The sequence below is a fragment of the Serratia sp. EWG9 genome (assembly GCF_019913725.1).
In the GTDB taxonomy this organism is placed as follows: domain Bacteria; phylum Pseudomonadota; class Gammaproteobacteria; order Enterobacterales; family Enterobacteriaceae; genus Serratia; species Serratia ureilytica.
This window is the reverse complement of the sequence record NZ_JADNRO010000004.1, coordinates 319,351-338,892: the sequence shown is the minus strand read 5'-3', so window position 1 is coordinate 338,892 and position 19,542 is coordinate 319,351. Positions and strand designations below refer to the sequence as shown.

General features: G+C 59.6%; 15 protein-coding genes and 1 pseudogene. 14 read left to right on the top strand and 2 right to left on the bottom strand.

Going from position 1 to position 19,542, the window contains the following annotated elements; translation table 11 throughout:
* Window positions 1–34: 34 nt before the first annotated feature.
* The 14 genes and pseudogenes from ITX55_RS12260 (at window position 35) to ITX55_RS12195 (ending at window position 17,750) form a co-directional block, all read left to right on the top strand.
* Entirely contained in the window at window positions 35–445 is a 411-nt protein-coding gene (locus ITX55_RS12260) for a GNAT family N-acetyltransferase (protein ID WP_019453029.1), read from the top strand.
* A 27-nt stretch (window positions 446–472) separates the two neighbouring features.
* Window positions 473–1,162, top strand: coding sequence for a PAS and helix-turn-helix domain-containing protein (locus ITX55_RS12255; RefSeq protein ID WP_033644646.1), 690 nt, complete (start codon window positions 473–475; stop codon window positions 1,160–1,162).
* 20 nt (window positions 1,163–1,182) lie between these two features.
* On the top strand, window positions 1,183–2,484 hold the full coding sequence (locus ITX55_RS12250; protein WP_089192636.1) for a cytosine permease: 1,302 nt from the start codon (window positions 1,183–1,185) through the stop codon (window positions 2,482–2,484).
* A gap of 534 nt (window positions 2,485–3,018) precedes the next feature.
* Complete coding sequence (locus ITX55_RS12245; RefSeq protein ID WP_033644644.1) at window positions 3,019–3,633, top strand: helix-turn-helix transcriptional regulator; 615 nt, start codon at window positions 3,019–3,021, stop codon at window positions 3,631–3,633.
* A complete protein-coding gene (locus ITX55_RS12240) occupies window positions 3,634–4,530 on the top strand; it encodes a queuosine precursor transporter (RefSeq protein ID WP_033644642.1) in 897 nt (298 codons plus the stop codon).
* Window positions 4,508–5,347, top strand: a complete 840-nt coding sequence (queF, locus tag ITX55_RS12235) for an NADPH-dependent 7-cyano-7-deazaguanine reductase QueF (RefSeq protein WP_033644641.1) — start codon at window positions 4,508–4,510, stop codon at window positions 5,345–5,347. The genes ITX55_RS12240 and queF overlap by 23 nt, the downstream gene beginning before the upstream one ends.
* A gap of 123 nt (window positions 5,348–5,470) precedes the next feature.
* Entirely contained in the window at window positions 5,471–7,618 is a 2,148-nt protein-coding gene (locus ITX55_RS12230) for a phosphocholine-specific phospholipase C (protein ID WP_223085090.1), read from the top strand.
* 86 nt (window positions 7,619–7,704) lie between these two features.
* On the top strand, window positions 7,705–8,841 hold the full coding sequence (locus tag ITX55_RS12225) for an ABC transporter substrate-binding protein (RefSeq protein WP_033644639.1): 1,137 nt from the start codon (window positions 7,705–7,707) through the stop codon (window positions 8,839–8,841).
* A gap of 160 nt (window positions 8,842–9,001) precedes the next feature.
* Window positions 9,002–11,124 (top strand): annotated as a pseudogene (locus ITX55_RS12220) (TonB-dependent receptor family protein).
* 186 nt (window positions 11,125–11,310) lie between these two features.
* Window positions 11,311–12,237: an aminoimidazole riboside kinase gene (locus ITX55_RS12215; RefSeq protein ID WP_047573657.1), complete on the top strand. Its 927-nt coding sequence runs from the start codon at window positions 11,311–11,313 to the stop codon at window positions 12,235–12,237.
* A 195-nt stretch (window positions 12,238–12,432) separates the two neighbouring features.
* Window positions 12,433–13,842 (top strand): carbohydrate porin, encoded by a 1,410-nt coding sequence (locus ITX55_RS12210; RefSeq protein ID WP_033651352.1) that lies wholly within the window; start codon window positions 12,433–12,435, stop codon window positions 13,840–13,842.
* A 63-nt stretch (window positions 13,843–13,905) separates the two neighbouring features.
* Window positions 13,906–15,276, top strand: a complete 1,371-nt coding sequence (locus ITX55_RS12205) for a sucrose-specific PTS transporter subunit IIBC (protein WP_108682001.1) — start codon at window positions 13,906–13,908, stop codon at window positions 15,274–15,276.
* Window positions 15,276–16,685 carry a sucrose-6-phosphate hydrolase gene (locus ITX55_RS12200; protein ID WP_223085111.1) on the top strand — a complete coding sequence of 470 codons (1,410 nt, stop codon included), beginning with the start codon at window positions 15,276–15,278 and terminating at the stop codon, window positions 16,683–16,685. The genes ITX55_RS12205 and ITX55_RS12200 overlap by 1 nt, the downstream gene beginning before the upstream one ends.
* A 21-nt stretch (window positions 16,686–16,706) precedes the next feature.
* Complete coding sequence (locus tag ITX55_RS12195; RefSeq protein WP_033644632.1) at window positions 16,707–17,750, top strand: LacI family DNA-binding transcriptional regulator; 1,044 nt, start codon at window positions 16,707–16,709, stop codon at window positions 17,748–17,750.
* Between the two features lie 56 nt (window positions 17,751–17,806).
* On the opposite strand, the gene exbD is transcribed toward ITX55_RS12195, so the two are convergent.
* Together exbD and exbB are read right to left on the bottom strand one after the other, a co-directional pair.
* Window positions 17,807–18,229, bottom strand: a complete 423-nt coding sequence (gene exbD / locus ITX55_RS12190) for a TonB system transport protein ExbD (RefSeq protein ID WP_004937307.1) — start codon at window positions 18,227–18,229, stop codon at window positions 17,807–17,809.
* Between the two features lie 3 nt (window positions 18,230–18,232).
* Window positions 18,233–19,210, bottom strand: a complete 978-nt coding sequence (gene exbB / locus ITX55_RS12185) for a tol-pal system-associated acyl-CoA thioesterase (RefSeq protein ID WP_072626976.1) — start codon at window positions 19,208–19,210, stop codon at window positions 18,233–18,235.
* Between the last annotated feature and the right edge of the window lie 332 nt (window positions 19,211–19,542).

Genomic DNA, 19,542 nt, shown 5'->3' with positions numbered 1-19,542 from the left:
ATTTGAATAATTAAATCAGGGAATTATATTAAAAATGAATATTAATATCACCGACAAACCCAACCCGCAGGATGAAGAGTTCGTTATCGACAGCCTCTGGGCGCACAACCATAAAACCCAGCCCGTAGACATTCACCCGCTGTTCCTGACCGTCACCGACGACAACCAGCAGATCGTCGGCGGTCTGGTCGCACGTACCTGGTGGGGCGGCCTGGAAGTACAGTATCTTTGGGTCGGCGATCAATGCCGCAAAAGCGGTTACGGTCGCCAACTGATGCAGCTGGCCGAAGAAGAAGCCCGCAAGCGCGGTTGCCATATGGCCTACGTCGATACCTTCGATTTCCAGGCCAGAGGCTTCTACGAAAAACTGGGCTACCGGGTCTATGGCGAGCTGGGTGACTATGCGCATCGCCATACCCGCCATTACCTGGCTAAAAGCCTGTAACGCGGCCTGAGCGGCGCAGAGGTGGGTATGGGTTCATCGCATAAAAATAATGAATCTTATTTCAAGGGCCTCATCACCATGATGGAGCACCTGAGCGAGCCCTGGGGCATCAAAGACCAGCTGTCCCGCCACCTCTATATGAACCGCGCCGCTTATCTCTATACCAATACGCCGCTGAATTTCGACGTCGCCGGAAAATATGACCACGAATTCCCCGCCGACTGGGCCGATTCCGCCGCCGACTTTATCGAGCATGACAAGATGACCGAAGCGGCGCGCGATCGGGTCACGGTCATCGAGACGCACTACTGGTATGGCAAAGACAGCCTGACGCCGTTTATCAGCGAAAAGCTGCCGGTCTACAACGATGACAAACAGGTGATCGGCGTGATCTGGAACGCCAAGCCGATGAACAGCCTGTCGCCGCTGAAATACATCAATCAGCAAAAACCCAGCATCTTGACCACCGAAGTTAACAACGAGCTGTTCACCCGCGCCGAGCTCGATGTCATTTTCCTTATGCTGCAGCGATTTACGGTGAAAGAGATCGCCAAAATCTATAACGTCAGCAATAAGACCATCGAAAACCGCATTTATAATATTTACCAGAAGGCCAACGTGCATACTCAGCAACAGTTTGAAGAGTATTGCAAATACGCCAACCTGGATAACTACATTCCCGATCGCCTGATAACCAAGGGCATTCAGTTTATTTGAACCGCAAGGAAGATCTCACCGTGATAAAGATCGAAGATTATCCGCTCACCCGGGTGCCGCAGGATAAAAGAGTCTCGTTTTTAAGCGTGGCCATCGTGCATATGGGCATGCTGACCGCGTTGGACCAGTTCATGCTCGGCGCCGTGCTCGGCAACTCCATGACGCTGATTGACGCCTTCACCGCCATTTTCGTCGGCAGCCTGATCTTCGGCGTGGTGACCTATGGGCTTGGGATGGCGGGCATGCGCGAAGGGATTTCCGGCAGCCTGCTGGCGCGCTGGTGCGGCTTTGGCCGCCTGGGCTCGGTGCTGATCGGCGTGGTCGTGGCCGTCAGCCTGCTGGGTTGGTTCGGCATTCAAAACGCCATTTTCGCCAAGTCGCTCGATTTCGCGCTCGGCAATAAGCTGGGCTTTGGCCTGGCCGCCGGGCTCTCGGGCACGCTGTTGACCATCCTGGTGGCATTCGGCTTCAAGGCGTTGCGCATCGCCGCCCGTATCGCGGTGCCGATGTTCATTATTCTGGTGGCCTATATTTCAGTGGCCGCGCTTTCCGGCCATAACCTGCAGGAGATCATCCAGCTGGCGCCGCCGGGTGAACCATTGACCATCAGCGCCGGCATCACCATCGTCGTCGGCGGCGCCATCGTGGCCAGCCTGATGACGCCCGATCTGACCCGTTACTCCAAAAACGGCAAACACGTGCTCGGCGTTACGATCTTCACCATCGTCGCCGGCGAGTTCGTGGTGAATGGCCTGGCTATCCTGATCGCCAAAACCCTGGGCACTGCGGATGTGGTCACCATCATGTCGCAAGCGGCCGGCGGCGCCGGTTTGCTGGTGGTGGTGTTTTCCACCCTGCGCGTCAACGATCTCAACCTGTACTCCTCTTCGCTGGGCATCGTCAACGCGGTGGAAGGCATCACCGGCAAAAAGCTGAAGTACACCTACACCACGTTGGCGATCGGTATTCTGGGCACCACGCTGTCGGTGCTGGGCATTCTCGACCGCTTCGTCGACTTCCTGACGGTGCTTGGCGTGGTCTTCCCGCCCATTATCGGCATCATGCTGGTGGACTATTACCTGCTGCGCAGCCACCGCAAAATCCTGGACGAGAGCCGCCGTACGGGCCAGTTGCCGAACGAAACCCCAACCATCGGCTGGGCGGCGATCGTCGCCAGCATCGCCGGCGGCGCCGTTGGCCTGGCGACCGAATGGGGCGTACCGACCATCAACTCACTGGTGGCCGCCAGCCTGCTGTATTGGGTGCTCAAGCTGGCCTTCAGTCGGGCGCAAAAACCCCTGGCCTCGCAGAAGTCGCTCTGATTTTCGCACAGGCGTTAACGCACTCCTCCGATGACGGGGGAGTGTTTTATTGCTCGCAAAATGCGGAGTTCAGCGCAAAGGAATAGGCCGATCGCGCAGACAAACGGCCGTGGTGATGAGGGTCCCTGGTGTCGGTAGCAAGCTATCCATTATGCTCAGAGTGCGGGAACATCCCCCTCTGAGCTTTTTATTATAAAAGTCGTTAGCTTCAGTGTTTTGATCGTAAAGAAAAACTTCAGCTTGCATGAACAGTAGCCCATGAAATCGCCTTTGGTCAACATAAAAGTGAACATAAAATTGGCTTTTGTGTTCACTTTTTCATAAGCAAAAGCTAATCAATTGATTTGCACAGCTTTATCATTTCCCCAAACCGCCTTCCGCATCCACGTCGCCCGTCCCCCGCCAAGCCGCTGACAGAAAGCAATAATTAACGAAAATAATCAGTCTGTTATCCTATTCCCTGCGCCTTTTTATCTGGACAACGCCAACGCGTAAGATATAGTGAAGCCAGCGTAATGTTTGTAAGGACAGCCTATGAAAACCCCCAACGCACAGCGCAAAATCAACATCATTAAAAATATTGAATATCTAATGCGTACCCGCGGTGAAACCAAGGCTTCCTTTTCCAACCGCAGCGGCCTGACGCGCACTACCCTATACAAAATTCTTGATGGAAGAGTGAACAACGTTCAGCAATCCACCGTTAATCGGATTTCCGATTTTTTCGGTGTCTCCTGTGAAGAGATCGAAGACTACGATCTGGAAAAACTGGAGCTGCTCAACGAAACGTTGTCCACCGAAGGCAACAAGAACCCTTCCGCCATTCCGGTGATCCCGCAGTCGCGCTATCTGGCCGTCTCGCAGCGCAAGATCGGGCAACTGGTCACCGAGTTTCCTTTGACTTATTTCTTCGGCGATGAGTCGAACATGTTGGCAATGAAAATAGAGACCGAAATTAAAGGGTCATTCATTCCGGGCGAAGTCATTATCATTAAACGTCCGCCGGTACTGATTTGCGATTCACCTTTGCTGTATCACTCGGGAAAAAGCGGCTTCTTTGTGGTTGACGACAAAGACAGCGAAAGCATGGACAAACGCCTTCAGGAGACGGTGCAATTCCTGGGTTATATCGTTGGAGAAAGGTTATAAATGGAACCGAATCAGAAGTTCAAGCTGTTGGGCTTCACCCGACATGGCACCATCGCGGCCAATGTCATGGTATTGGCCACCGGCAAAACCATTACCATGGGGCTCAATGAGCTGGCCGACAGCGAAATATCGGAAGATCTGAGCCGGCACGAGCTGCAGGCGCTGTACCGTAAACTCTACGGCGACAATCAACAAAAAACCGCCTATGAGCTCAGCGATCGCCATGAACGTTCCTGGTACGCCTACCTGATTATTACCGTGGCGCTCAGCGTGATTTATATCTTCTCGACGCTGTGCGGCGTCAAGCCGATCCAAATTCCGGTGCTGAATCTCATCACGCCGCCGGCGATCTTCATCTATCCGCTCACGTTCATCCTGGTGGACATTCTCAACGAGTTCTATGGGTTGCGGCTGGCCAGACGCACCATCATCATCTCGTTCATCGCCAACCTGACCTTCGTTCTCGGCGTCTGGGTGACGACGCTGGTGCCGAGCATTCCACAGTGGGAGTACAGCGAGACCTACAACGGCATCGTGCACAGCATCATGGCGGTGCTGGTGGCCTCTTCGGCGGCCTATCTGATCTCCGAGAACGTCAACTCCTATCTGCTTTGCAAGATCAAAGAGTTGACCAACTCCCGCTACCTGTTCGTGCGCGTGATCACCAGCACCGTAATCGCATCGGCCATCGACAGCGTGGTGTTCTGTACGCTGGCGTTCTACAACGTGCTGAGCTGGGACATCATCAAAACCATGATCCTGTCTCAGTTCCTGATCAAGGTGGTTTACGCCCTGCTGGGCGTCGGGCCGATTTACGCCACCCGCAGTCTGTTTAACCGCTACATCAATACCGAACAAGCAAAGGGCAATGAATATGCATATCCAAAAGCAAGATAAGATCACCCATCTTGGCGCGAACTCCGATTATCCGGACCAATATGCTCCCGCATTGCTCGAAGCCTTGCCGCGCGCACGCGGCCGCGATCTGATCGGCGTGGACGAACGGCAGCTGCCGTTCAGCGGCTTTGATCTGTGGACCGCCTTCGAGTTGTCGTGGCTCAACGGCAAGGGCAAACCGGTGGTGGGCATCGGCGAATTTACCTTCCCGCACTCCTCTTCCAACCTGATCGAATCCAAATCGTTCAAGCTGTATCTCAACAGCTTCAACCAAACGCGCTTCGACAGCGTGGAACAGGTGAGCGCCGCCATGCAGAAGGATCTGTCGCAGGCGGCCAATGGCCAGGTCACCGTCAAGCTCTATCCGGGTCTGGAAGGTTATCCGGCGCAGATCGATCGTCTGCCGGGCATCAACATCGACGATCTGGATATCGCGGTCGACGACTTCGCCTTCAAACCGGAATACCTGAGCGGCGCGGCCGATCAAGGGGAGCACGTAGCGGAGACGCTGTCTTCCAATCTGCTGAAATCCAACTGCCTGGTCACCAACCAGCCGGACTGGGGCAGCGTGGTGATCCACTATGAAGGCCGCAAAATCGATCGCGAAAGCCTGCTGCGCTACCTGATCTCCTTCCGCCAGCACAACGAATTCCACGAGCAGTGCGTCGAGCGCATTTTCAACGACATCAAGCAGAGCTGCCGCCCGGAAAAACTCAGCGTGTTCGCGCGTTACACCCGCCGCGGCGGCCTGGACATCAACCCCTTCCGCAGCGATTTCGAAACGGCGCCGACGCTCGGCCGCCTGATCAGACAGTAAGCCCCATCCCCCAATGCTCCCGCCAGGGAGCATTGTTTCTCTCGCTTTCATCTCCCTGTTATTTTTCGCCATTATCGTCGTCAGCGGCTATCTTCAAAGCACACTGACGGAGATTAACGACGCATGCCTGACCTTTCTCGCAGAGACATCCTGCGGGCTGCCGCCATCGGATCGGCGTTCTCGCTGTTGCCCGCCTCGATTCGCAAAGCGCTGGCCATTCCCGCCAATAACCGCACCGGCACCCTGCGCGACGTCGAACACGTGGTGATCCTGATGCAGGAGAACCGCTCTTTCGATCACTACTTCGGCACCTTGCCGGGCGTGCGCGGCTTCAGCGATCGATTTACCATTCCACTGCCCGGCGATCGCCTGGTCTGGCAGCAACAGGGCGCCGAACGGCTGGTGCTGCCCTACCATCTGGACAGCAAACGCGGCAACGCCCAGCGCGTCACCGGCACGCCGCACTCGTGGGTGGATGAGCAAGCCGCCTGGGATCACGGCCGCATGAGCGCCTGGCCCACCTACAAAACGCCGGCCTCGATGGGCTACTACCGCCAGCAGGAGCTGCCGTTCCAGTTCGCGCTGGCCAACGCCTTCACCCTGTGCGATGCCTATCACTGCTCCATCCACGCCGGCACCAACACCAATCGGCTGTTCCACTGGACCGGCACCAACGGCCCGTCCGCCGCCGACGTGGCGGTAGTGGTCAACGAATGGGACAGCCCCGGCCCGGCAGAGATCGGCTACCGGTGGACCACCTATCCGGAACGGCTGGAGGCGAGCGGCGTCAGTTGGAAGGTGTACCAATTCCTGCCGGACAACTTTACCGACAACCCGCTGGCGGGCTTTCGCCAATACCGCGCCGCCAGCATTCAGGTGGGCAACCCGGCTCGGCCGCCAAAAGACTTCAACGCCTTCGTGCCTTATCGCGACGAGCTCAACGCGACCGCGCCGCTGTACAAAGGCAACGGCAACACCCTGCCGGCCGCCGACGGCAACGATCTGGACGCCATGCTGGCCGGATTCCGCACCGACGTGCAGCAGGGCAAACTGCCGCAGGTCAGTTGGATCATCGCGCCGGCGGCCTATTCGGAACATCCCGATCCCTCCAGCCCGGTGCAAGGCGGCTGGTTCACGCAAGAGATCCTCAACGCGCTGACCGACAACCCGGAGGTGTGGAGTAAAACCGTGCTGCTGGTCAACTACGACGAAAACGACGGCTTTTTCGATCATATGCCTTCGCCTTCCGCGCCGTCGCTGCGCGAAGACGGCAGCTTCGCCGGTAAATCGACGGTGCCGTTCGATACCGAGATCTTCCAGCACGTGGCGCCGCCCGGCTCGCAGGACCAGCCGCCGCCGGACGGCCGCATCTACGGCCCCGGCCCGCGGGTGCCGATGCTGGTGCTGTCGCCCTGGAGCCGCGGCGGCTGGGTCAATTCGCAGGTCTTCGATCACACCTCGGTGCTGCAATTCCTGGAAAAGCGCTTTCAGGTGCATGAACCCAACATCAGCGCCTGGCGCCGCGCGGTGTGTGGCGATCTCACCTCGGCGTTCAACTTTGTCGATCCTAACGGCGAAGCATTGCCGAGCCTGCCCGCCACCAGCCGCCACGCCGCCGACGGTCTGCGTCAACGCCAGGAGCAGCTGCCGCAGGTGCCGCTGCCGCCGCCCGCCCGCCAGCGTTTGCCACACCAACGCCGCCTGGCGCGCCCTTCTCGCGCACTGCCCTATCAACTGCACGTCGAGGCCAGCGTCGCGGCCGAGCAGCGGCGCGTAACGCTGAACCTGCTCAATACCGGCGAGCAAGGAGCGGTGTTTCACGTCTACGACCGGCGAGATCTGACGCAGATCCCGCGCCGCTATACCGTCGAGGCCGGCAAGGCGGTCAGCGACGACTGGCAGACGGAGGACGAGTACCATCTGTGGCTGCTCGGCCCCAACGGTTTTCATCGTGAAATGCGCGGCGCGTTGAGCCGGCCGCAGCCGGAAGTGCGTTTGCGCCCGACGGGCCGCAGCCTGCTGCTGCAGTTGGATAACCCGGGTGCCGAAACGGTGACGGTCACTCTCGACCGCTGCCCTTACTCGCAACAAGGCCCGTGGCCCATCACGCTGCCTGCGGGCGGCAGCCACCGCCAAACGCTTGACGCCCGCGCCAGCGGCGGTTGGTATGATCTTGCGCTGCACAGCGCCGGAGGCTGGCGCCGCCGCCTGGCGGGCCGACTGGAGGATGGCGAACACAGCGTCAGCGACCCGCTGATGGGCCAGGAGTAGCCTATCGACAGCGAAGAGGTTCAAAAAGCGAAAGGATATCGCTTATCATTGCGTTCTCGTTCCTAGCCGATTACTCAAGGATCTCCATGTCCGCTGTTCTTATCGCCAAAGCCGGCCGCTGGCTGGCCGCCTGCGTTTTGCTGTTGGCCGGCGCCGCTCAAGCCGCGCCGATCGTCGTTACCGATGTCGCCGGCCGTCAGGTTACGCTGCCGCAACCGGCCAAGCGCGTTATCCTGGCCGACGCCCGCGCGCTGTTGGCGCTGAATATTCTGCATCCGCAGGAGCCGCTGAAAAACATCATCGCCTGGGACAACTCGCTGAAGGTCAAAGCCCCGGATCTGGTTGAGGCCTATGCGAAAAAATTCCCGCAGGTCATGCAAATCCCCACCTTCGACAACCCCTACACCAGTGACTTCAGCGTGGAGAGCGCGGTGGTGCGCCAACCGGATCTGATCATTTTCGACATCGGTCTGCTGAGCAAATTGAAGGACAGCGGCGTACTGACCCAGCTGGAAAAAGTCGGCATCCCGGTGCTGATCATCGATTTCCGCCAGCAGCCGCTGACCAACACCGTCGCCAGCATGGCGCTGTTGGGCAAAGTGTTTGACGAGCAGCCCAACGCCGACGCCTTTATCCGTTTCTATCAGCAACGCCTCGAGCTGGTGCGCCAGCGCGTCGCCACGCTGAAACCGGAGCAGCGCCCCAGCGTCTTCATCGAACGCAGCGCCGGCATCAAAGGCGAGCAGTGCTGCAATACCTTCGGCAAAGGCAGCTTCGGGCAGTTTATCGATACCGCCGGCGGCGACAATATCGGCAGCAAACTGTTTTCAGACATGGGCGGTGAAGTGAACGTCGAACAGGTGATCGCCAGCAATCCGGATTTCTATCTGCTGACCGGCGCCGACTGGAGCCGTGGCCATCGCGGTACGCTGGCCGTGCCGCTGGGCTACACCACCGATATGGCCACCAGCCAAAAGAAACTGGCGCATCTGCTGGATCGCACCGGCATTAACGTGTTGAAAGCGGTGAAAGAAAAACGCGTGATGGCGATTTATCATCAATTTTACGACACGCCGCTCAACTTTATCGCGGTCGAGGCGATCGCCAAATTCCTGCACCCGGCGCTGTTTAAAGATATTGATCCGCAAGCGGATATCGAAAGCGTGCACCAGAAATTCACCGCGCTGGATTACAGCGGGGTCTTCTGGCTTACGCCGCAATAATCCCCGCCAGGGCCCGCCAACCGGGCCCTGCTACCGGCATCCTTCATGTAGTTACCCGCTTAACTATTCCATAACAATTCTATTTACTTGCCAATAATTATCATTAAGATTGTCGTTTCTAAAAAAACACATCCGGGTCTGAAACTTCTAAGGCATTATTATGTCAATTCTTTTTCGCCTCTCCCTGCTGGCGACCTCTATCGCCGTTGCTTTCCCCATCCTTGCTGCTGATAACTCATCTCAAAACGATGCCGATACGGTAACCGTCGTCGGCAACTGGCTGGACAACCCTGATACCAGTTCGGTGCTGCTCAACCATCCGGGCGCGCGATCCATCGTCACTCAGCAGCAGATGCATGAGCAAGGCGACCAAACCATCGCCGACAGCCTGCGCGGTGTGCCCGGCGTGCAGGTGCGCGACAGCAACGGCACCGGCGGCAGCGACATTTCGCTCAACGTCGGCGTGCGCGGCCTGACCTCACGCCTTTCTCCGCGCTCCACCATTCTGATGGACGGCGTTCCGTTGGCCGTCGCGCCTTACGGCCAGCCACAGCTGTCGATGGCGCCGCTGTCGATCGGCAACCTGCAATCGGTTGACGTGGTGCGCGGCGGCGGCGCGGTGCGTTACGGGCCACAAAACGTCGGCGGCGTGATCAACTTCGTCACCCGCGACATTCCAAAAGCGTTTGGCGGCACCGCCGGCGTGCAAACTCAGGGCGCCAGCCACGGCGGCCTGAAGACCCTGACCAGCGCCTCGGTGGGCGGCACCGCAGATAACGGCTTCGGCGCCGAGCTGCTTTACTCCGGCCTGCACGGCCAGGGCTACCGCGACAACAACGACAACACCGACATCGACGATTTCATGCTGAAAACGCGTTATGCGTTCACCGATCGCGACGAACTGCTGGCCAATTTCCACTACTACGACGCCAAAGCCGGCATGCCGGCGGGCTGAGCAGCGCGCAATACGCGCAGAACCCGTTCCAGTCCACGCGTCCCTGGGACCAGTTCGAAGGCCGCCGCAAGGATATGTCGTTCAAATACAAACATCAGGAAGACGACAAACAGTTCGAAGTGTTGACCTACTTCACCGACAGCTACCGCGGCAGCAACATCGAGTCGGAAGGCACCGGCAAAAATGCCGGGTTGCGGCGCATGGTGTCCTATCCGCGCCACTATTCGACCTGGGCGATCGAACCAAGCTATTCGCAGCTGTTTCGCTTCTGGGATATGGCGCACGAGATCACCCTCGGTTACCGCTACCTGAATGAAACCATGGATGAAAAGGCGTCGCGTTCGGCCTGGTATAACCCGGCGAATGTCGGCGCCACGCCGGATACCCCGGACTATTACCAGCACACCTCCGGCGGCACCGCAGCCAACGCGTTCTATATCGACGATACCATTAACGTCGGCAACTGGACGGTCACGCCGGGCCTGCGTTATGAAAGCATTCGCACCCACGTGGACGATTCATTCAACAACATCAGCCGCGAGAAAAGCTACAGCGAACCGCTGCCGTCATTGAACGTGATGTACCACCTGTCCGACGCCTGGAAACTGTTCGCCAACGCCAACACCTCGTTCGGCAGCATGCAGTATTTCCAGCTGACCAAAGGCGGCAACGGCAACCAGCCTGCGCCGGGGCTGACGGCGGAAAAAGCGCATACCTATGAGTTCGGCACCCGCTACGACGACACCGTGGTCAAGGCCGAAGCCACGCTGTTCTATATCGACTTCGATAATCAGCTGCAATACATCAGCAACGATGTGGGCTGGACCAACATGGGCGCCACCAAGCACAAAGGCATCGAGTTGGCGCTCAGCTACGATCTCAGCGAGCTGAACCGCGCGCTGGACGGCGCCAGCGTCTACACCAGCTATACCTACACCAAGGCCAGCACCGACAAGGGCGACTTCGCCGGTAAAGACCTGCCGTTCTACTCGCGCCAGGTCTATACCGTCGGCACGCGCTACGCCACCGGCAACTGGGTATGGAATCTGGACGGTTACGCGCAGTCCAAACAGCATTCGCCGGGCACCGGGCCGGAGTACGTCACGCAGGAAAGCGCCGATGGTCAATTCGGCAATATCGCCGGTTACATGGTGTGGAACATGCGCGGGGAATATAATTTCGGGCCGCAGCTATCGAACCTGACGCTGGGCGCCGGGGTGAAAAACCTGTTCGATCAGCGCTACTTTACCCGCTCCAACGACAATAACTTCGGCAAGTACGTCGGTGAACCGCGCACCTTCTTCGTGCAGGGTTCCGTCGCATTCTGACACCACAGGCGCTTCGCTCATCCATACCGCCCGCTCGCATCGCGGGCGGTATTTCCTGCGCCTGACCCGCCCTATTTTTTGATCTTCCTCACTCCCCAAACGCCTGACGCATTATTTCATTGCTTTGCTAAACCGGTTCTTCTATTTTAGCCACCCATCAGACATCGGTAGAAACAGGGATTAAGCATGGCGAATCGCGTATGGGTGCTGGGCGACGCAGTGGTCGATTTGGTGCCAGAAAATTCAAACAGTTATCTTAAATGCCCCGGCGGCGCGCCGGCTAACGTGGCGGTGGGCGTCGCCCGCTTGGGCGGCGACAGCGCCTTTATCGGCCGAGTGGGGCAAGACAGCTTCGGCGCCTTTCTGCAGCAGGTGCTGAGCGAAGAAGGGGTGGATATTGACCATATGCTTTCGGATCCCGAACACCACACCTCCACGGTAGTGGTGGATCTCGATCAGCACGGTGAACGCTCATTCACTTTCATGGTACAGCCCAGTGCCGATCTGTTTTTACAGCCTGACGATCTGCCGGCCTTCCAACGCGGCGAGTGGCTGCATCTCTGCTCCATCGCGCTGTCGCAGGAGCCCAGCCGCAGCGCGGCCTTTACGGCAATGGAAAACATTCGGGCGGCCGGCGGGCGGGTCAGTTTCGATCCCAATATCCGCGAAGAGATCTGGCGCCAACCGGAAGCGCTGCGCCCCTGCCTGCAAAAGGCGTTGCTGCTGGCGGACGTGGTGAAACTGTCGCGCGAAGAGCTGGTTTTCATCAGCCATCTTGACGATGTGGAGAACGGCATCCGCTGGATGATGCAAACCTACCCGTTGCGCCTGTTGCTGGTCACGCTGGGCGGCGACGGCGTCTACGTGCATGACGGCCAACGGCTGCGTCATTTCCGCGCGGCGCCTGTCGTGCCGGTCGATACCACCGGTGCCGGCGACGCGTTTGTCGCCGGGCTGTTAGCGGCGCTGGCGCGCCTTCACGCATTGCCGCAAGAAGCGCAATGGCCGGCGATTATCGCCCAGGCTCAGGCCTGCGGCGCGTTGGCCACCACCGCCAAAGGCGCCATGACCGCCCTGCCCCGCGCCGAAGAGCTCGCCGCTTTTCTGCGCTGATCCTCTGCATCCACGGCGACCCCCTGGGCGCCGTGGTCTTTTAACCCCACGATTTGCGCACTCGATCACAATAGCTGAATCGGGTTAGCAAACTTGATTGCCAGTCCGCTTCTCGATCGTTATCTTTCGCCATGAAAAACCGGTTTAGCAATTTAGCAAAAAATAATAACAACCCTTCCCGGATGATAGACGATGATGAAAAAACTCAGCTATTTGGCGATAACAACAGGGCTTTTCCTCTCCACTTCTGCCGCTGCGGCCTCCGGCGACGGCAGTATCGAGGCGCGTCTTAACGCGCTGGAACAACGTCTGGCGCAGGCGGAACAGCGCGCCGCTCAGGCTGAAACCCGCGCCACGGCGGCGGAACGCCGGGCGCAACAGCTGGAGCAGCGCACCGCCAGCACCGAGCGGCAAACCGCGCGGGTCGCGCAACGCGCCGCCGCGCTGGAAACGCAATCCCCCGCAACCGGCGCGCTGAAACTGAACGGCTTCAACGATCTGAAGCTCTACGGCGACGTGGAGTTCAATCTGGACGGCGCCAGCCGCAGCGGCCAACTGACGTCGTTGAAAGGCAGCGATCACAAGGATTGGAAACCCGGCAACAAAGAGCGCTGGGACATCAACGGCCGCATTCTGGTGGGGCTGGACGGCTATCGCCGCAATCCGGACGGCAACTTCTCCGGTTTCAGCGTCCAGCCGCTGGCGGACATGACCGGCAAAATGAACCTGGACGACGCCGCTTTCTTCTTCGGCAATGAAAAGAACTGGCAAACCAAAATCGGCCGCTTCGAAGCCTACGACATGTTCCCGCTGAATCAGGACACTTTCATTCAGTATTCAGGCAACACCGCCAACGATCTTTACGCTGACGGCTTTGGCTATATCTATATGATGAAAGAAGGCCGTGGCCGCAGCAGCAGCGGCGGAAACCTGATGTTGAGCAAATACGCCGGGGATGTCTATTTCGAACTGAACACGCTGGTGGAAGACGGCACCTCACTGTTCCAGGACAACAGCTACCACGGCAATGCGCTGAACAATAAGAAAAACGTCGCCTATTTGCGCCCGGTGATCGCCTGGAAGAAAGAGGCCTTCAGCATCGCGGCGGCGATGGAAAGCAACGTGGTGAATAATGCCTACGGCTATCAGGACAGCCAGGGCCGCTTCGTCGATCAATCCAAGCGCAACGGCTACGGCATGACCATGAGCTGGAACACCAACGCGGCCGATCCGGATAACGGCGTGGTGGCCAACCTGAGCACCGCCTACCTGGACGCCGCCGGCGAGCAGGACTTGACCGCCGGCGTCAACGTGCTGTGGCGGCGCTTCGAACTGGGTTATATCTATGCGCACAACAACATCAAAGAGTTCAATACCGCCGGGATCGCCGCCGATATCCACAATCCGCTCAGCGAGCCGGGCAACTACGACATCCACACCGTTCACGCGTCGTATCAGATACCTAACATTATGAATATGAAGAATTTCAATGTGTATTTAGGCGCCTATGTTTCGCTGCTGGAAGCCAACGCCGAGAACAAGATCGCCAACGGCGACAACGACCAGCGTTACGGCGTGCGCGCCAGATTCAAGTATTTCTTCTGACATCGATGAACGTATTTCCGCCGCGCAGAGCGCGGCGGCATTTTAATTCAGCAAGGGGACAACATGGACATTACCGCAACCGCCAACGCGCTGTTGCCGCTGCTCGGCGGTAAAGAGAACATCGCCAGCGCCGCCCACTGCGCCACGCGCCTGCGCCTGGTGCTGGTGGACGACAGCAAGGTGGACAAAGAGGCCATCGGCAAACTGGACGGCGTCAAAGGCTGCTTCAGCAACGCCGGTCAGATCCAGGTGATCTTCGGCACCGGGCTGGTCAACAAGGTGCATGCGGAATTCATCAAGGCGGCGGGCGTCAGCGAATCCAGCAAGGCCGAAGCCGCCGATATCGCGGCGAAAAAGCTCAACCCGCTGCAGCGCATCGCCCGCCTGCTGTCGAACATCTTCGTGCCGATCATCCCGGCCATCGTCGCCTCCGGCCTGCTGATGGGGCTGCTCGGCATGGTGAAAACCTATGGCTGGGCGGATGCCGACAGCGCGCTGTTCGTGATGCTGAACATGTTCAGCTCGGCGGCGTTCATTATCTTGCCGATTCTGATCGGTTTCACCGCCGCCCGCGAATTCGGCGGCAACCCCTATCTGGGCGCCACGCTCGGCGGCATTCTGACGCACCCGGCGCTGACCAACGCCTGGGGCGTCGCCGGAGGGTTCCATACCATGAACTTCTTCGGTCTGGAGATCGCCATGATCGGCTATCAGGGCACGGTATTTCCGGTGCTGCTGACGGTGTGGTTCATGAGCCTGTTGGAAAAACGCCTGCGCAAGGTGATCCCCAACGCGCTGGATTTGATCCTGACGCCGTTCCTGACGGTCGTGATCTCCGGGTTTGTCGCCCTGCTGTTTATCGGCCCCGCCGGCCGGGCGCTGGGCGACGGCATCTCCTTCGTGCTCAGCACGCTGATCGCCCATGCCGGTTGGTTCGCCGGCCTGCTGTTCGGCGGCCTCTATTCCGCCATTGTCATCACCGGCATCCATCACAGCTTCCACGCGGTGGAGGCCGGGCTGCTCGGCAACCCCAACATCGGCATCAACTTCCTGCTGCCGATTTGGTCGATGGCCAACATCGCTCAGGGCGGCGCCTGCCTGGCGGTGTATTTCAAAACGCGCGACGCCAAAATCAAAGCCATCGCGGTGCCTTCAGCCTTTTCCGCCATGCTCGGCATCACCGAGGCGGCGCTGTTCGGCATCAACCTGCGCTTCGTGAAACCGTTCCTGGCGGCGCTGGCGGGCGGCGCACTCGGCGGCGCCTGGGTGGTGGCCAATCATGTCGGCATGAACGCGGTCGGGCTGACGGCGATCCCCGGCATGGCGATCGTGCAGGCCAGTTCGCTGGTCAGCTATATCATCGGCCTGGCGATCGCGTTTGGCAGCGCCTTCGCCCTCTCCCTGCTGCTGAAATATAAAACGGACGCGCAATGATGGAGGAGCTCAGCCTAATCAAACAGGCAATGCGGGCGGTCATGAACGGCCTGCCACTCGCGCTGCGCGATCCGCACCGCCCGGCCTGGCATCTGGCGCCCAGCGTTGGCCTGCTGAACGATCCCAACGGCTTCATTCAGCACAACGGCGTTTATCATCTGTTCTATCAATGGAATCCGCTGGGCTGCGACCATCGCAACAAGTGCTGGGGACATTGGCAGTCAACCGACTTGCTGCGTTGGGCGCATCAGCCGATCGCCCTGGCGCCGGGCGCCTGTTACGACAGCCACGGCTGTTACTCCGGCTCGGCGGTGGTGGCGGAAGACAAAATCACGCTGATCTACACCGGCAACGTGAAATTCCCCGACGGCTCACGCACCGCTTACCAGTGCCTGGCTCAGGAAAGCGATCGGGGCGAGTACCGCAAATTCGGGCCGGTGCTGCCGCTGCCGGCGGGCTACAGCGGGCACGTACGCGATCCGAAAGTGTGGCGTCATCAGAATGCGTGGTACATGGTGCTCGGCGCGCGGGACTTGCAGGATCGCGGCAAGGTGCTGTTACTGCGCTCCGCCGATCTGCGCGGCTGGCAACCGCTGGGCGAGATCGCCGGTTCCGGCCTGAACGGCTTAGGCGAATTCGGCTACATGTGGGAGTGCCCGGATCTGTTCTCGCTGGACGACGCTGACGTGTTGATCTGCTGCCCGCAGGGGCTGGCGCCGCAGCCGGAACGCTACCTCAATCGCTATCAGGCCGGTTATCTGATCGGCAAGCTGGATTACCGCCAGGCGGCCTTCCGTCACGGCGAATTCCGCGAACTGGACGCCGGCTTCGAGTTTTATGCGCCGCAGACGACGCTGGCGGAAGATGGCCGCCGCTTGCTGTTCGGCTGGATGGGCGTGCCCGAGCAAGATGAAGAAGCCCATCCGACGCGCCGCTACGGCTGGATCCACACCATGACCTGCCCGCGCGAGCTGTCGCTGCGGCATGGCCGCCTCCAGCAGCGTCCGGCGCGCGAGCTGCAACAGCTGCGCGGCGAACGAACATGCTGGCAGGGCCGAGCCGATGACGCCCCCGCCTGCGCGCTGGGGGCCGCGGAGCTGCAGTTGGCGCCGCAGGGCGCGTTCAACGCCGCCTTTGGCGACGCCATGACGCTGAACTGGGACGGCGAAAGGCTGCGGCTGACGCGTGCTTCCCTGGCCGACGGCCAGCCGGAGCACCGTTACTGGCGCGGCCCGGTCACGCATCTGCAGCTGCTGTTCGATCGTTCCAGCGTGGAGATCTTCATCAACCGCGGCGAGGCCGTGATGAGCGCGCGCTACTTCCCGGCCATTGAGCCGCAACTGCGGCTGTCCGGAAACGCGCCGCTGGCGTTGGAATACTGGCCGCTGACGCCATGCATGCTAGAATGACGCATCCTCCGATGACTTCAGATGGCGTCAGTGAAAAAAAATAAACGCATTACCATCAGTGACATCGCCACGCTGGCCGGGGTGTCGAAATCGACCGCCAGCCTGGTGCTGAACGGCCGCAGCAAGGAATACCGGGTGTCCGACGACACCCGCGACCGCATTCTGGCGCTGGCGCACGAGCACCATTATCAGCCCAGCATCCACGCCCGCTCCCTGCGCTCCAACCGCAGCCACACGTTGGGGCTGGTGGTGCCGGAGATGACCAACTACGGCTTTGCGGTGATTTCACGCGAGCTGGAAACGCTGTGCCGCGAAGCCGGCCTGCAGCTGTTGATCGCCTGCACCGATGAAAACCCGGCGCAGGAGATGATGGCGGTGAACAGTCTGGTACAGCGGCAGGTGGACGGCTTGATCGTCGCCTCCAGCCAGTTGAACGACGCAGAATACCAGAAGATCAACGCCGGGCTGCCGGTGGTGCAGATGGATCGCCTGATCGCCGGCTCCGAACTGCCGCTGGTGATCACCGATTCGGTCAATTCGACCGCCGACCTGGTGGAAACGGTCGCGCGCCAACATCCGGATGAGATCTATTTTCTCGGCGGGCAGCCGCGCATTTCGCCGACCCGCGATCGCCTGGCCGGCTTCCAGCTTGGCCTGGAGCGCGCCGGCGTAACGTGCAAACCGGAATGGATCATCAACGGCAACTATCACCCCAGCTCAGGTTACGAGATGTTCGCTCAGCTGTGCGCACAGTTAGGGCGTCCGCCCAAAGCGCTGTTTACCGCCGCCTGCGGCCTGCTGGAAGGCGTATTGCGTTATCTGACTCAGCATCAGCTGATGGAGAGCGACATTCACCTGTGCAGCTTCGACGATCACTACCTGTTCGACTGCATGACGCTGAAGATAGACACGGTCGCGCAAGACTGCCTGGCACTGGCGCAACATAGCTTCGACAACGTCACCGCGCTTATCGACGAGCGGCCGCTGGAACAGAACGCGCTGTATCTGCCGGGCCGCATCCACTGGCGCCATGCCGGTTCCAGGGATTTATTGGCAAAGGCGTGACATCTCTTTAGCCGTAAAAAAAGGGCGCCTGAGCGCCCTTTATCGTTTTGCTGCCGCTACTTGGCGGCGCCTTCCATGCCCACCAGCCCCACTTTCAGGTAACCGGCTTTACGCAGGGTGTCCATCACGCTCATCAGCGTTTCATAGTCCACGCTCTTGTCCGCCTGGAAGAAGATGGTGGTTTCTTTGTTCGCCTGAGTGCGTTGATCCAGCACCGAGGTCAGCTGATCGGCATTCACCGGCTGATCGCCGACGTAGAGCTGCTTGTCGGCCTTCACCGACAGGAAGACCGGTTTTTCCGGCCGCGGCTGCGGCTTGGCGGAAGAAGCCGGCAGATCGACGCGGATATCTACCGTTGCCAGCGGCGCGGCCACCATAAAGATGATCAACAGCACCAACATGACGTCGATAAACGGCGTCACGTTGATTTCATGCAGTTCGCCGCTGTCGTCCAGATCTTCATTTAAGCGCATCGCCATGACTCACCCCGCCCGCAGTTGATGTGCGTGCTGTGAGCGCTTGGCTTCCGCCGTTGCGGCCAGATCCAGATCGCGGCCCTGCAGCAGCAAGACCTGGGCCGCCACGTCGCCCACCTGGGCGCGATGGCCGCTGATGACGCGGGCGAAGATGTTGTAGATAACGACCGCCGGGATCGCCGCCACCAGGCCCATTGCGGTCGCCAGCAGCGCCTCGGCGATGCCCGGCGCCACGACCGCCAGGTTGGTGGTCTGCGAATGGGCGATGCCGATGAAGCTGTTCATGATGCCCCATACGGTACCGAACAGGCCGACGAACGGCGAGATGGCGCCGATGGTGGCCAGAAAGCCGTTGCCGCGGCCCATGTTGCGGCTGTAGGCCGCCACGCGGCGCTCGAGGCGGAAACCGGTGCGCTCTTTGATGCCGTTGTTGTCGTCAGACTCGGCGGACAGCTCCAGCTCGTTTTGCGCATCGTTCAGCAGCACCGCGCTGACGCTCTCCGGGGAGAAATTTTGCGCCAGCTCGGAAGCTTCATCCAACGAGCGCGCGTCGGCCAGCGCCGACTGCTCGCGGCGCAGACGGCGCTTGGCGCGCAGCAGTTCGCTGCCTTTGGCGAACAGAATGGTCCAGGTCACGATAGACGCCAGCACCAGGCCGATCATCACCGCTTTCACCACCGCGTCGGCGTGCTGGTACATGCCCCAAATGGACAAGTCCATACCGCGGGTTTCCGGCGGCTGGATCGTGGGCGCCGGGTTCACCGGCGTGATGCTTTCCGGCGCGGCGGCTGCAGGCGCAGGCGCGGCGGCTGGCGCAACGCTTTCGGCAACGGCCGGATGGGTCGCCGGCGCAGCCTGCGCGCTGCCGGCCAACCCTACGACCAGCACCATTGAAGCCATCAGGCTGCGGCCAAAGGCCTTGCCCCACTGCGCCCGGCCCTGGCCGAACGATCCTTGATTTAAATTCTTGCCAGCCGTTTTCACGCTGTGCCTCCACCCATTACCGATCAAAATTAAGGAATAATTCAGCGTGCGATCATATCAAACCAACCGGGGATTGATAGTAGTTCTCATTATTATTTACCAAATAAACGAGAAAATTTTAGACACCTCCGCAACCAAACGCCAATCCACGCCCGTTCACCGCTAAAAGCCCCTTTTATAGGGCGATTTCGTTACTTTTCTCCCACAACGGCGCAACAACGCCACGCTGCCGAACGGCGTCTCGACCGATGAATGGGCTTCTCTCTGGCCGCTCGGCAGAAGGATGACGCGAAAAATGCGCGGGCGGCAGCCAATTATAGCCGTTTCTATAT

Bases quoted from the DNA above. Each gene is read 5' to 3' on its own strand.
- ITX55_RS12260 (WP_019453029.1), top strand. From the start codon at position 35: ATGAATATTAATATCACCGACAAACCCAACCCGCAGGATGAAGAGTTC.
- ITX55_RS12255 (WP_033644646.1), top strand. From the start codon at position 473: ATGGGTTCATCGCATAAAAATAATGAATCTTATTTCAAGGGCCTCATC.
- ITX55_RS12245 (WP_033644644.1), top strand. From the start codon at position 3,019: ATGAAAACCCCCAACGCACAGCGCAAAATCAACATCATTAAAAATATT.
- ITX55_RS12240 (WP_033644642.1), top strand. From the start codon at position 3,634: ATGGAACCGAATCAGAAGTTCAAGCTGTTGGGCTTCACCCGACATGGC.
- queF (WP_033644641.1), top strand. From the start codon at position 4,508: ATGCATATCCAAAAGCAAGATAAGATCACCCATCTTGGCGCGAACTCC.
- ITX55_RS12230 (WP_223085090.1), top strand. From the start codon at position 5,471: ATGCCTGACCTTTCTCGCAGAGACATCCTGCGGGCTGCCGCCATCGGA.
- ITX55_RS12225 (WP_033644639.1), top strand. From the start codon at position 7,705: ATGTCCGCTGTTCTTATCGCCAAAGCCGGCCGCTGGCTGGCCGCCTGC.
- ITX55_RS12215 (WP_047573657.1), top strand. From the start codon at position 11,311: ATGGCGAATCGCGTATGGGTGCTGGGCGACGCAGTGGTCGATTTGGTG.
- ITX55_RS12210 (WP_033651352.1), top strand. From the start codon at position 12,433: ATGAAAAAACTCAGCTATTTGGCGATAACAACAGGGCTTTTCCTCTCC.
- ITX55_RS12205 (WP_108682001.1), top strand. From the start codon at position 13,906: ATGGACATTACCGCAACCGCCAACGCGCTGTTGCCGCTGCTCGGCGGT.
- ITX55_RS12200 (WP_223085111.1), top strand. From the start codon at position 15,276: ATGGAGGAGCTCAGCCTAATCAAACAGGCAATGCGGGCGGTCATGAAC.
- ITX55_RS12195 (WP_033644632.1), top strand. From the start codon at position 16,707: ATGGCGTCAGTGAAAAAAAATAAACGCATTACCATCAGTGACATCGCC.
- exbD (WP_004937307.1), bottom strand. From the start codon at position 18,229: ATGGCGATGCGCTTAAATGAAGATCTGGACGACAGCGGCGAACTGCAT.